We start from the raw sequence: 13,436 nt of genomic DNA on the forward strand, positions 1-13,436 counted from the left end.
GGGAGACGTGAGTCATCCCTTTTTTTCATGCATGCGTCCATTCATCTAAGCTTTCGACCATATAGGTCGGGAGCTTTTCTTGTTCTTGGATAAAGGCCGGACCGTGTACGCCCGAATTGACATGAAGCGTCCGAAGTCCACCGTTGATCCCGAACAAGATGTCGGTATGATAGTTATCCCCGACCATGACGACCTCTTCTTTTGTGAGACCGATCATCTCGAGGGCGATATCGACCATGACCGGTTCCGGTTTTCCGATGAAGAATGGGTCTTTTTCCGTCGTCACAGCCAAGACGGATGTGAGCGCCCCGTTCCCAGGCAAAAAGCCACGTTCGGTCGGGATGGCGATATCGCCGTTCGTCGAGATGAAGCGGGCACCGGAACGAATCGCGAGTGCGCCTTTCGCCAACTTCTCGTAAGTGATATGGCGGTCGAGCCCGATGACGACATAGTCCGCCTTCGCCTCTTCCGTCACGTGGAAGCCGCGTTCTTCAAGCGCTAAACGCAAGCCGTCTTCCCCAATCATGTAAACCGTCGCGCCCGGCGTCATCTTCTCGATGTAACGGGCCGTCGCCATCGCGCTCGTCAATACGTGCTCTGGTGTGACATGTACACCCATCGAGACGAGCTTATCTGCCACTTGTTTCGGCGTCATCGACGCGTTGTTCGTGACGAACAAGTACGGGAAGCCCGTTGCTTCGAGTCGATTCACGAAATCGACCGCTGCTTGAATCGGGGCTGTCCCCGCATAAATCGTGCCGTCTAAGTCAAATAAGTATCCTTTAATCGAATCCATCCAATCACTCGCTTTCTGGTAGAAATGCTGATACAGGTCCAAGTTCCACTTCGATATAATGCCGGACCTGCTCTGGGAATGCCTCGAACGTCGCTCTATAGCGCTCGACCCAAGCGTCGAATCGGTCCGAGTCTGCCGTGACGAACTCCCGGACGTAATGAGCCCGTAGCGCCACGAGCGCTTTTGCGGCTACTGCCGTCTCGGCATCGAGCACGCGTTCATCGAGCAAAATATCGACGATGTCCTCATAACTGCCCGGATCGCGCATGATGAAGCCATCAATCATCGAATTGCCGACATCAATCACGCCTTCCATCAAATGGACGGCCAACCGCTGTTTCGCCAGTTCGACCGTGAAGGCGTCCCCCTCTAGTTGATCAAGTCGACCGATCATCGTCTCCATATGGGCCAACGTCTCGCTAATCTTTTCTCTGTTCACAAAATACATCGGAATCCCCCCTGCCTCCTATAGTAATCCTTTTTCTCGTTCGAGAAAAGAATCTCACCTATTTACATCATTTATCTGATTGTGATACACTAATCCACGGATTGACACAATGAATAGTATGACACATTAAATAGACATCACGTGGAGGGTACAACACTATGGAACGAGAATTAGCGCTAGAGATCGTACGAGCAACTGAGGCAGCAGCACTTGCTTCGTCAAAATGGATCGGTCGTGGTCAAAAGAACGAAGCAGACGACGCAGCCACGTCAGCAATGCGTGAAGTCCTCGGGACGGTCAATATGGACGCCACCGTCGTGATTGGTGAAGGCGAGCTCGATGAGGCACCAATGCTCTATATCGGTGAACGTCTCGGCACGACGTTTGGGCCCGAAGTCGACATCGCGGTCGACCCGCTCGAAGGGACGTCCATCGTCGCCAAAGGGCTCGGCGATGCCATGGTCGTCATCGCGGTCGCCGATAAGGGCGCCCTCCTCCACGCACCGGATATGTATATGGATAAACTCGTCGTCGGACCGAATTTGAAAGGGAAAGTCTCGCTCGACGAACCGCTCGAATCGATCATCGAGAAGGCAGCCCTCTATAACGGCAAGCGTATCGAAGAAGTCACGGTCATCATGCAAGACCGTGATCGCCATGAGCACTTGCGTCAAGCGGCGATGAACATGGGCGCTCGCGTCAAGCTGTTCGAAGACGGTGACGTGTCAGCGGGAATCGCAGCTGCCATCAAATCAAATCCGATTGATATTTTCATCAGCACGGGCGGCGCCCCGGAAGGCGTCATCACGGCAGCGGCCGTCAAAGCGCTCGGTGGCGACATGCAGGCACGCCTTCACCCGATGAACGAAGAAGAGACGGCGCGCGTCATCTCGATGGGCATCGAAGACCCGCTCCAATTGCTCACAATCGACGACCTCGTCAAGAGCGATGACTGCATCTTTGCGGCGACAGGCGTCACGTCAGGCGAATTGCTCGACGGCGTCAAATTCTTGACGGATGATATCGTCGAAACGACGTCGCTCGTCATGCGCTCGAAAACGAAGACGATTCGTAAAGTCGTCGCCGAGCACACGTTGTCACTCAAGCCATACCTCCAAAAACAAGAAATCAACGCATAATAAAACCTCCGCTCTCGATTGAGCGGAGGTTTTCGTTTAGAATCCTTGTTCGAAATCCGTGCCGGCATGGTTTGTCTGTGGTCGTTCCGCTTGACGAATCGAGTCGTAGAACGTCGCGTACGTCGTCGTGAAGTACGGGTAGACGTACAAGAATCCGATTCCGAGCGTGAACACCCCGACGAAGAACCAACCGATGAACGAGAGGACGAGTTTGAACGCGTCCATCTTATGCCCATCCATCATGCGGCGTGATTCCGTGATCGCCTCAAGGGCCGATAGTTCCGGTTGGTCCCGTAAAATGTAGTACGTCAGTGAGTACGAGAACCCTTTGATGATTCCCGGGATCACGAGGAGCAACGTCCATAAGAAAATGAACAATCCCATGAAAAACGGGGCGAGCACGTGCTTGACGTAGCCCGTTTTAAATGGCTCGAACAACTTTGAGACGCCTGGCCGCTCGCCACGTGAAACGGAAAGGACGAGCCACGCCCAGCCGATCGTGAGCGGTGCAATCAACAAAGTGAGAAGAAGCGACAAGAACGTAAGTCCCGTGTCAGCCGCTGTCGGTATCGCCTCTGGGTCTACAGGGACAGGCGGCGCGAACGATTGTGGAATCCCGTTCAAGACGACGAATAAAATTAATAGCCCGGCCATCAGCCAACGCTTTCCGGTTAACATTTTTTGGGCATGTTGTTTTAACTGTGCAGTCATTTTTCATCATCCTTTTTGTGAGGTCTTTCAAAAGTGTACGTCATCGCGTCCAGAAAAGTTTCAAAAAACCACGAAAAAAGGGAAAAGGTTTTTTTCCCTCCCCCTCAATACATCACATTGCCCATGAAAAACTGTGACATCGATAAAATAAATAAGAGCACACCTGTGGCCACTGCCACCAACGAAATGATTTTAAATAGACGGCTTCTCAGAAACGCCTGACGATATTCAAAGCGGCGGATCAGCAATACGTGGACAACCTCATAGAGAAGGACTGCGGCCGTGAAGTAAAACGTCATGATACTCCCTAACCCGAAGAACAGCATCGCAAGTAAGCCCAGACCGAGATTGTGAATTCGGTTGTGGACGTCATCGCGGTCACCGACGGTCGCCGTTTGTACGTGTTGCATACTTCTACCTCACTTCCAAAACCCGAACAGAAACAATTGCTATAAATATAAGTTATCACAATTTTCCCACCCCTAAACCTGTCACACCGTCTTTTCACCTAAAAGAAATATTTGGAAAATAAATGTAACAAAAAAGCGCTGATGTCATCAGCGCGTCATATGCCGGTCGAAGGTTCAGCTTCTTCCGACTTATTGAATTTGCGTTTCAGTTTGAGCGGTTGTTTCGTGCCGCCGAAGACCGGACCGTCTTCCGCCTCATCGATTTCCGTCTCTTTCTTGAGCACGAAGAACGGGCACCCAAAGTTACAGTATTCATACACGTAATCCATCACATGGTCGATCCGGTTATCATATGTCGCGAATTTGGATTTTGTCTCATAAAATCCTTTCAACCGAAGTTGTCCGTGACCCCAGTCCCCGACGATATAATCATACTTATCGAGCACGTCGCTATAGCGTGCGATGAATGCCTCCTCGTCAAAACCGTCCCGTTTTTCTTCGATGACGGTATAGCCGTGGCGATTCACTCTAATCATGTTTCACACCTCCACTCTCCTATCATATCATGCCGACCGGCCCCGCCCCTATCCTTTTCGGATGACATTATGGCGTGTCACAATCGTTTCCCGCAACACATCACGGAGCAGTTCTGGCATGAAGTAACGCTTCGTCTGGTCGGCCAAGTAAGGAAGGAGCGGACCGAACGTGAACATGTCGACCGTGGCGACGCGATACATCTCATCGAGCTCGACTTCCTGACCGTGGACGTAATAGCGACCATGCCTCAACTCGAGACCGTGGACAATCGGGGCACCAAGCACCGTTCCGCGAAATCCGAGGCCACGGACATGCATCGTCGTGAACGCTTCTTCTTGGACATCGTTTAAAAAACGAATCAGCGTGGCTCCGTCCAGCGAGAGCAGACAAGGATTGATCGGATGCGGACAGATGCGGTGAAGCATATTGAGCGTGACGTGCCCCGGCAATAACCCTTCCAATAGGACGCCTGCCGGGATCACGCTCACTTCAGCGTCACACCAGTCCGCCAGCCCGCCTGCCAACAGTTCACCGAGGGCAGATGGGCCGAACCAGTCGCTCGGATAACCCGGCGTGTCAGCGATGGTCACGTCGAGCAGCCGCTCGGCTTGGCTGTATTCTTCTTGTAAGGTCGAAACCGTCGCTTCATCTGTCTCTCGTTCCGTCAAGTCATGCAAACTGGCCCGCTTCTCGATGATTCGGTTCCCATCGAGGGTGAGTTCCACTTCCCCGACGTATCGCCCGTATTTGCCGGCCTGGGCGATCAGGACGCCGTTCGTGACGACCCCGTCATCGAGCACGTGATGGGTATGGGCCCCGAGGATGACATCGATTTCCGGAAATGCTTCGGCGAGCCGCTCATCGGCGTAAAAACCGAGGTGGCTGAGGGCGATGACGATATCACAGTCTCGGAGTGTTTCAAGCGCACGTTTCGTCGCCGCGTGCGGGGCTTCGATGGCCCAACCGAGTTCCGGATAAAGTTCTTCATACGGTGCCGTCACGCCGAACAGCCCGATGCGGAGTCCGTCTCGTTCGACGACGAGCGTCTCCGTCGCCCAATCGGGTCTCGTGCCATCCGCCTGATAGACGTTCGCGAGCAACACCGGGAACTCCGCTTCTTCGTATAGATGGGCGAGCCAGTCATGCGGGAACGTGATGCCTTCGTTGTTCCCAATCGTGACCGCCGTCGGTTGGACGCGATTGAGCAGGCGGACGTTCACTTGTCCTCGCGTCACTTCCGTCGCCGGATGGGTCCGATCGGCATGGTCGCCGAGATCGAAGACGAGCGTCTCTTCTGTCCGGTGCTCGTTCAAAAACGAGACGAGACGCGGCCAGTTATGAAATTTCGAATGTAAGTCATTGTAATGATACATCGTGATCGTTCTCAAGACGATTCCCCTTCCTAGAACAGGCTGATTTGGCTCGGGGCGAGCTCATATTCGGCACCGAGGATCTCGATCAACCGTTTGGCGTTCGGTACCGCGTCTCCGGCCGAGTTGTTGTTAAAGTAGACGTATACCGACTTCGCCGTTGCGTCGACTTGTTTGAGCGCCGCCGCGAGCTCTTGCAGTTCGTCTTCACTGTAGCGATACAGACAACGCACATGACGCCACTCTTGGCTCGTCATTCCTGGTTTTCTAAGCCAGCCAGCCGTGTTGCGCCCGTGTAAGCGAACGACGGCCACTTCCGGATTGGTCACGACCGGCACGAACGGGATGCTGCTCTCTTTCGTCTGCGGCTCATCACAGATCGTGTTGATGAACCGAAGTTCCGTCAAGAAAGCGAGCGTCCGCTCCCGGAACGCCTCGGAGAACCAAGTCGGGTTTCGGAACTCGATCGCGATGTCATAGTCCTTCAACTCGTCGCGAATCGTCCGCAAATAATCGAGATGCGGCTTTGAGACGTCAAACCACGGCGGCAGCTGGACGAGCACGGCCCGGAGTTTTCCGGCCTGCTTCAACGGTTCGACCGAGGTCCGGTACCGTTCGAACAGTTCGGCGAGCGGTAATTTCGGTTCGCGGTCATGTCCGCTCATTTCCCTGGAAACTTTGACGACGAACTGGAACGTTTCCGGTGTCTCCTGGTTCCACTTCTCATAGTTCTTCACAGGTTGAATCGCATAAAACGAGGAATCGATCTCGACAGTCGGAAAATGCCCCGCGTAGGTCGACAGTTTATGTTTACGTTCTTCCGGGTTCGTATAGAGCAAATCGTGGTCGCCCCATCCCGTCACACCGACATAAATCATCATGTTCCCTCCTTACATCATTGTTCGAACGTGGCCGTCGCTTTCCGCTTCGACCAGTTCAACGTTCCGGCGAACGTCACGAGCAACAGGACGAGTCCCATCACGAACGGATAGCGCATATCGATATCAAACGCAATCCCGGCGAGCGTCGGCCCGACGATATTGCCGATGCTCATATAGGCGTTGTTCATCCCCATCGCAAACCCTTGTTCCTTATCGGCCATTTTCGACACGAGCGTATTCAACACCGGTCGTAAAATCGACGTCGACAAGAAGATAATCAACGTGACGGCGAAGAAAATCGTGTAAGACCCGGCGAACAGCGAGAACAAGAAGCCGAGCGCGGCGAGCATGATGAAGATAAGCACGACTTTGATCTCACCGAGCAATGAAACGAGACGGTCGACGGCGAACAGCTGCACGATAACACTGACGATGCCTGTCCCGGTGATCATGACCGCGATTTGTTGCGGTGTCGCGCTGAACGTCTCACTGACGAACAAGCCGAGGACAGATTCATACGCCATCAAACCGAACGCCATGACCAAATTGATGACGAGCACGAAGAAATACGGCTTCCGTGTCGACGACACGAGTTGGCGCGGCAACGACTCGCTCTCGCTCGTTTGAACGTATGGTTCTCGATCCGGTTCCTTCAATAGAATGATCGACGAGATGACGGCGACGAACGAGACAATCGCTGACAAGAGAAGCGGCGCCTTCAAACCGAACTCAGCGAAGAAGCCACCGATCCCCGGTCCAATAACGATCCCGAGCGACATTGCCGCGGAAATATAGCTGTTCCCTTTCGCCCGTTGCTTGAGCGTGGTGATGTCGGCCACGTAGGCGAAAATCGCCGGAATCAATAGCGCGGCCCCGACGCCGCCGATCGCCCGTGAAATCAAGAGGACGCTCAGGTTGTCAGATAAGTAAAAGACGCCCATCGAGACGGTAAAACCGATCAGACCTAAAATAATCATCAGACGGCGCCCGTAAACATCCGCCCATTTCCCGGCAATCGGCGACATGAGCAACTGGGCCCCTGCGAAGACTGAGATCATGAGACCGGCAGCAGTGCCGCCTTCTCCGATCATCTTCAAATAATCAGGAATGATCGGAATGATGATCCCGAATCCTGCTACAGCGATGAACATGTTCAACATGAGAATCGCCAATTGTTTCTTTTGTTTAGTCGTCAATATATGTCACTTCCTTTTCATCCTTTCATTTTACTTGTTGATGAATGGAATGAGCAAACGATAAGACGGCAAAACACCCATCCTTGACCAGAGGATGGGTGTTCGTTCACTTGCTTATGAGATGCGTGATTGAGCGAGTAATTGATTGGAACGTTGTTTCGGTAAGAAAAGCGTAATCACATACACGATCAACGTTGGAACCGCCCAGGCGAGCCCGATCTCGGCCATCGGCAAGTTCGTGATCCATTCGGTTGCAGCAGACGGCGCCAAACCGTGTGTCGTCTCAAAGAGCGAGAGCACGAGGGCCGTATACACTGTCGCCTTCATGGCGACGTGAGGGTTGCGTTGAATCCGTTCCGTGATCGACACGAGAACGAGTGCGATCATGACCGGATACAAGAGCGTGAGAAGCGGTACCGCGATTTGAATCAACGTACCGATTCCGACGAGTGAGATGAGATAGCCGAACAACGTCGTCGCGATAACGACCTGATAATACTTGAGTGATTCGAACGTGTTGCTGATGAAGCGTGAGAACTCAGTGATGAGCCCGACCGCTGTCGTCAAACAAGCGAGGAAGACTGCTGCCCCAAGTGCGAGCATTCCGACTTGTCCGAATGAAGAACCGGCGAACGCTTGAAGCAAGCTTGCGCCATCTGTCGTCCCCGTTTGACCCGTCATATTCGCTCCGATCGATCCGAGCGAGATATAGACGAGCATCAAACATGTGACGGCAAGTAAGCCTGACGAGCGGAGAAGCGAAGACGCTTCTTTTTGGTCTGTCATACCGTTCGCTTTGAGCGTAACGAGCACGATGGCCCCGAAGACGAGTGCGCCGAAGACGTCCATCGTCAAGTAACCTTGTTTGAAACCTTCCCCGAGCGCACCCATCCATGTCTCATATCCTTCTGCTGGTGCGACCGGCTTCCCGAGTGGAGCCACGAGGTTCGTGATTCCGATTGCCGCAAGCAAGAGCAAGAGGATTGGTGTGATGATGCGTCCGATGATTTCAATCAATTTTTGAGCGCGTAACGTCAAGAAGAACGTTAATCCGAAGAAGACAGTTGAACTGATTGCGAGCGTGAGCGTAGATGGCGCACCGAGGAACGGTACGACTCCCATCTCATACGTGACGGCTGCCGTCCGAGGAATCCCGAAGAACGGCCCGATTGCCACGTACATTAATCCCGTCAAGACGAGAGCAAGACGCTTCGGAATATACCGAGCGATTTGGTCAGACCCACCGCCGACCCGCGCGACTGCGAAGAGCGCGAGTAATGGTAGCCCGACGCCGGTAATGACGAAACCGACTAGGGCTGGGACGAGGTTCTGTCCTGCCATCGCACCTAACATCGGTGGGAACAGCAAGTTCCCGGCCCCGAAGAATAATGCGAAAATCGTGAACGCTAACGGGAATAATGTCGATTTTTTCATACAACTACCTCCACATACATGTAATACCTTCCGTGTTACCCAATGAATCAAATGACTAAATTTTCTGACAATAAAGCGCTTGGTCTATTTCATTATACACACTTTCATTTTTTTGACCACCCTATCCTTAAAAATGAAGTTTATTTTTTTGAAATGTGGATTTTTCATATGGAACTGTTCCCTCATTTTACAAATTATCGGCGAGTAAATGAGGAAGGATTGCTCTTTATGAGAGAAATGGTCAATAACGGATATCGAATTTCCGGAAGGATTCGATCGTCGCCTCTTCGGCTTCGATGCGTTCGACCCCGACAAAACGATTGCCGTCATATAAAGCACGTTTATAAGATTCGAGTCTCTCCGCGTCTCCTTCGATTTGAAGTTCGACCGTCCCGTCATTCAAGTTCCGAACCCAACCCGTGATGCCGTATTCAAGCGCTGTCGCTTGAGCGAAGTAGCGGAAACCGACCCCTTGGACACGACCCGATACGATGAGATGTTGTGCTTGTTTCATGCATGTATTCCTCCTTGTATGTGAAATAACAGGTTTAATGACGCTATAGTTAGGAAATAATATTTAAGTAAAATAATGGATAGGAGTGGTGATGTGGAACAACTTGTGAATATGGTGACGACGTTTTCGGATTGGCTATGGGGAGTGCCAATCATCTCATTACTTGTCTTGTCTGGACTTTATTTGACGATTCGTTTAGGGTTCTTCCAATTCCGATACCCGCTATACATATTGCAACAAACGTTAGGCAGTGTCTTTAAAAAACCAAAAGGCGAAGGCGACATCAGTCCTCGCCAAGCACTCACGTCGGCCTTGTCGTCGACGATCGGTGCTGCCAATATCATCGGGGTACCGGCTGCCATCATGTTCGGTGGTCCCGGTGCCATCTTCTGGATGTGGGTCATCGCCGTCGTCGGGATGGCCATCAAGTTCTCGGAGAGCGTCCTCGCTGTCCGTTACCGCGAGAAAAACGAGGCCGGGGAATTTGTCGGCGGTCCCGTCTACTATATGGCCAAAGGCTTGAAGTTGAAATGGCTCGCTTCTTGGTTCGCCTTCGCCCTCATGATTGAACTCATCCCGAGTATCATGGTCCAAGGGAACGCCGTCAGTTCGGCCGTCCGCGAGACGTTCGACGGCAATACGCTCGTGACCGGACTCATCGTCGCGGGCCTCGTCGCGCTCGTCGTCTTCGGCGGCGTGAAGCGGATCGCCAAAGTGACGGAGGTCATCGTCCCGGCGATGGCGCTCGTCTATGTCGGTGCCGGGTTCATCATTGTCTTGATGAACTTCTCGCAAATCCCGGAAGTACTCGGGCTCATCTTCTCGTACGCATTCCAACCGATGGCTGCCCTTGGCGGTTTCGCCGGTGCCGCGATTGCCGAGACGATTCGTTGGGGCTTCGCCCGCGGTCTGTATTCGAACGAGGCTGGACTCGGGACGGCACCGATCGCCCACGCGGCCGCCCAAACGGATCATCCGGTCCGGCAAGGTTTTTGGGCCGTGATCGGGATCGTCATCGATACGCTCATCATCTGTAGCACGACGGCGTTCGTTGTCTTGTCGTCCGGTGTATGGACACGGGCCGATGCGATGAACGATCCAGCCGCCCTGACAACAATCGCGTTCCAACAGTACTTCGGTTACACGGGTAGCCTGCTCGTCACAATCTCGCTCATCTTCTTCGTCTTGTCGACGATTATCGTCATCATCTTCTACGGGTCGCGCCAAGCCGAGTACTTGTTCGGGTTGAAGGCCGGATTCTTGATGAAAGTCGTCTATATCGCCTCAATCGTCATCGGTGCGATCGGCGGCGCCCAAATGATTTGGAACTTCCTCGACTTCATGCTCGCGATGATCCTCATCCCGAACATGATTGCCGTCTTGATGTTGAGCGGTGAAGTGAAGCGCTTGACGACCGAGTTCTTCACGTCCGAGAAATATTATAAGAAAGACGTCGCCGAGAAGAAGGCGTCGTAACGACAAACCCGGCTGCAATCGCAGCCGGGCCTTTTTTTATGAACTCGATTCAATCTTGTCGATTGCTTGACGAATCCGTCCGACCGAGGCGTCGAACTGTTGTTGTTCCTCGTCCGTCAGTTCGATTCCGACGATTTGGCGGATACCGGTCCGATCGATCAAGGCCGGTACGCCGATATGGAGGCCAGAGGCACCGTATTCTCCGTCGAGATGAGCACCGATCGTCACGACGGAGTTCTCATTCCGGACGATAGCGCGGACGATTCGGAGGAGCCCGAGCCCAATCGCGTAGTACGCCGCGCTCTTATATTCGATAATTTGATTCGCCGCATCGCGGACCCCTTGATAGATGGCGTCCAAATCTTCTTGGCGGTACGATTCATTCTCCTCAAGTAACTGTTTTATCGACTTCCCGTAAATGCGGGCATTGTCCCAGGCGACGAATCCCCCGGCGCCATGCTCGCCCATGTAATAGACGTGGCAGTTCCGTGATGACAAGTCGAAGTACTCACCGACTTTATAACGAAGACGGGCCGTGTCAAGCACCGTACCTGAACCGATGACGCGGTGCTTTGGCAAACCTGACGCCTCAAAGGCGACGTGCGCCATGACGTTGACCGGGTTCGTGGCGACGACGATGATGCCATCGAACCCGCTCGCCATGATTTGTTTCGTGACGTCACGGACGACGACCGCGTTTTGTTCGGCCAGGTCCATCTGGGTCTGACCGAGCTTTTGAGCGGCACCGGCCGTGATGACGACGATATCGGCGTCACGGCAGTCCGAGTAGTCCCCTGCCCAAATGCGGACCGGGCTCGGCGCGAACGAGATGCCGTGGTTGAGGTCCATTGCCTCCCCTTCGGCCTTGGCGTGGTTCGAGTCGATCAAGACGAGCTCTTCACAGAGCGCCGCCATCGACAGTTGATAGGCGAAACTGATACCGACCCAGCCGGCGCCGACGACGGCGATGCGGGTGATGTCTTTTGGATCAATCGTTTCCATTCAATCATTCCTCCCTAAAAGCAGTCTCTCTCTTAGCATACCCGACTCGCATTCGTTTCACGACAAAAAAAGCGAACTCCCTTGCGGTGAGTTCGCTAATTAAAGATTATCCGATCGATCCTTCCATCTCGAACTTGATGAGACGGTTCATTTCGACGGCATATTCCATTGGCAATTCTTTCGTGAACGGCTCGATGAAGCCCATGACGATCATTTCCGTCGCTTCTTCTTCCGAGATTCCGCGGCTCATGAGGTAGAAGAGTTGCTCTTCTGACACTTTAGAGACTTTCGCTTCGTGCTCGAGTGAGACTTGGTCGTTCAAGATCTCGTTGTACGGGATCGTGTCCGACGTCGACTCGTTGTCCATGATGAGCGTGTCACATTCGATATTCGAACGTGCGCCTTTCGCTTTACGGCCGAAGTGGACGATACCGCGATACGAGACTTTTCCGCCTTGTTTCGAAATCGACTTCGAGACGATTGACGACGACGTGTTCGGTGCGAGGTGAATCATTTTCGCGCCCGCGTCTTGGTGCTGCCCTTTACCGCCGAGAGCGATCGAGAGCGTCATTCCGCGTGAGCCTTCACCTTTCAAGATGACGGCCGGGTATTTCATCGTGAGTTTCGAACCGATGTTACCATCGATCCACTCCATCGATCCACCCGCTTCACAGATGGCACGCTTCGTGACCAAATTGTAGACGTTGTTCGCCCAGTTCTGGATCGTCGTGTAACGGCAGTATGCGTCTTTGTTGACGAAAATCTCAACGACCGCCGAGTGGAGTGAGTTCGTCGTGTAGACCGGTGCTGTACATCCTTCGACGTAATGGACAGATGCGCCCTCGTCGACGATGATGAGCGTCCGCTCGAACTGACCCATGTTCTCCGAGTTGATCCGGAAGTAAGCTTGGAGCGGTTGCTCGAGCTTCACGCCTTTTGGTACGTAGATGAATGAGCCACCTGACCATACAGCCGAGTTGAGTGCCGCGAACTTGTTGTCCGTCGGCGGAATCAATTTCCCGAAATACTCACGGAAGATGGCTTCATCTTCTTTGAGCGCCGTGTCTGTATCTTTGAAGATGACACCTTTTGATTCGAAATCTTCCTGCATACTGTGGTAAACGACTTCTGACTCGTACTGAGCCGAAACGCCTGCCAAGTATTTTTGCTCCGCTTCTGGGATTCCGAGTTTGTCAAACGTACGTTTGATTTCTTCTGGAACCTCGTCCCACGAGTTCTCTGTCTTCTCAGACGGTTTGACATAGTATGTGATCTCATCGAAATCAAGTGCCGTGAGATCGCCGCCCCATGTCGGCATCGGCATTTTGCGGAACTGCTCAAGTGATTTCAAACGGAACTCGAGCATCCATGCCGGTTCTTCTTTCATGTGCGAGATCGTCTCTACGATTTCGTTCGTCAAGCCGCGGCCTGAACGGAAAATCGAGATGTCTCGGTCATGGAAGCCATATTTATAATCGCCAATGTCAGGCATGTTTTTCGCCATATCGGTCTCCTCCTTCTG

General features: G+C 53.0%; 14 protein-coding genes. 2 read left to right on the plus strand and 12 right to left on the minus strand.

What is annotated here, in order from left to right; all coding sequences use genetic code 11:
* Nucleotides 1-25: 25 nt before the first annotated feature.
* Nucleotides 26-796 (minus strand): TIGR01457 family HAD-type hydrolase, encoded by a 771-nt coding sequence (locus KNP06_RS00090; protein WP_214706604.1) that lies wholly within the window; start codon nucleotides 794-796, stop codon nucleotides 26-28.
* Nucleotides 797-800: 4 nt separating this feature from the next.
* A complete protein-coding gene (locus tag KNP06_RS00095; RefSeq protein WP_214787636.1) occupies nucleotides 801-1,244 on the minus strand; it encodes a DUF86 domain-containing protein in 444 nt (147 codons plus the stop codon).
* Nucleotides 1,245-1,402: 158 nt separating this feature from the next.
* Here KNP06_RS00095 and glpX point away from each other — a divergent pair, with 158 nt between their 5' ends.
* A complete protein-coding gene (glpX, locus tag KNP06_RS00100; RefSeq protein ID WP_214787639.1) occupies nucleotides 1,403-2,383 on the plus strand; it encodes a class II fructose-bisphosphatase in 981 nt (326 codons plus the stop codon).
* A gap of 36 nt (nucleotides 2,384-2,419) precedes the next feature.
* Here the strand turns inward: glpX and KNP06_RS00105 are convergent, their stop codons facing one another.
* From KNP06_RS00105 to KNP06_RS00140, 8 genes are all read right to left on the minus strand, one after another.
* Nucleotides 2,420-3,094 carry a DUF975 family protein gene (locus KNP06_RS00105; protein WP_034778418.1) on the minus strand — a complete coding sequence of 225 codons (675 nt, stop codon included), beginning with the start codon at nucleotides 3,092-3,094 and terminating at the stop codon, nucleotides 2,420-2,422.
* 104 nt (nucleotides 3,095-3,198) lie between these two features.
* A complete protein-coding gene (locus KNP06_RS00110; protein WP_138859119.1) occupies nucleotides 3,199-3,504 on the minus strand; it encodes a hypothetical protein in 306 nt (101 codons plus the stop codon).
* A 155-nt stretch (nucleotides 3,505-3,659) separates the two neighbouring features.
* Nucleotides 3,660-4,040 (minus strand): YutD family protein, encoded by a 381-nt coding sequence (locus KNP06_RS00115; RefSeq protein ID WP_214706624.1) that lies wholly within the window; start codon nucleotides 4,038-4,040, stop codon nucleotides 3,660-3,662.
* 48 nt (nucleotides 4,041-4,088) lie between these two features.
* Nucleotides 4,089-5,429 carry a bifunctional metallophosphatase/5'-nucleotidase gene (locus KNP06_RS00120; RefSeq protein WP_251131531.1) on the minus strand — a complete coding sequence of 447 codons (1,341 nt, stop codon included), beginning with the start codon at nucleotides 5,427-5,429 and terminating at the stop codon, nucleotides 4,089-4,091.
* Between the two features lie 14 nt (nucleotides 5,430-5,443).
* Nucleotides 5,444-6,289 carry a DUF72 domain-containing protein gene (locus tag KNP06_RS00125; RefSeq protein ID WP_138859117.1) on the minus strand — a complete coding sequence of 282 codons (846 nt, stop codon included), beginning with the start codon at nucleotides 6,287-6,289 and terminating at the stop codon, nucleotides 5,444-5,446.
* Nucleotides 6,290-6,306: 17 nt separating this feature from the next.
* Entirely contained in the window at nucleotides 6,307-7,488 is a 1,182-nt protein-coding gene (locus tag KNP06_RS00130; protein ID WP_214712895.1) for an MFS transporter, read from the minus strand.
* 114 nt (nucleotides 7,489-7,602) lie between these two features.
* Nucleotides 7,603-8,922 carry a branched-chain amino acid transport system II carrier protein gene (gene brnQ, locus KNP06_RS00135; protein ID WP_138859115.1) on the minus strand — a complete coding sequence of 440 codons (1,320 nt, stop codon included), beginning with the start codon at nucleotides 8,920-8,922 and terminating at the stop codon, nucleotides 7,603-7,605.
* A 241-nt stretch (nucleotides 8,923-9,163) separates the two neighbouring features.
* Nucleotides 9,164-9,436 carry an acylphosphatase gene (locus tag KNP06_RS00140; protein ID WP_034778432.1) on the minus strand — a complete coding sequence of 91 codons (273 nt, stop codon included), beginning with the start codon at nucleotides 9,434-9,436 and terminating at the stop codon, nucleotides 9,164-9,166.
* Between the two features lie 75 nt (nucleotides 9,437-9,511).
* On the opposite strand from KNP06_RS00140, the gene KNP06_RS00145 reads away from it, so the two are divergent.
* Nucleotides 9,512-10,912 carry an alanine/glycine:cation symporter family protein gene (locus tag KNP06_RS00145; RefSeq protein ID WP_251126417.1) on the plus strand — a complete coding sequence of 467 codons (1,401 nt, stop codon included), beginning with the start codon at nucleotides 9,512-9,514 and terminating at the stop codon, nucleotides 10,910-10,912.
* A 36-nt stretch (nucleotides 10,913-10,948) separates the two neighbouring features.
* On the opposite strand, the gene KNP06_RS00150 is transcribed toward KNP06_RS00145, so the two are convergent.
* Nucleotides 10,949-11,914 (minus strand): L-lactate dehydrogenase, encoded by a 966-nt coding sequence (locus KNP06_RS00150; protein WP_214712890.1) that lies wholly within the window; start codon nucleotides 11,912-11,914, stop codon nucleotides 10,949-10,951.
* A 106-nt stretch (nucleotides 11,915-12,020) separates the two neighbouring features.
* On the minus strand, nucleotides 12,021-13,418 hold the full coding sequence (sufB, locus tag KNP06_RS00155; protein ID WP_214712837.1) for a Fe-S cluster assembly protein SufB: 1,398 nt from the start codon (nucleotides 13,416-13,418) through the stop codon (nucleotides 12,021-12,023).
* Nucleotides 13,419-13,436: the final 18 nt, after the last annotated feature.

It is taken from the genome of Exiguobacterium sp. s21 (assembly GCF_018617975.1).
Lineage (GTDB): Bacteria > Bacillota > Bacilli > Exiguobacteriales > Exiguobacteriaceae > Exiguobacterium > Exiguobacterium mexicanum_A.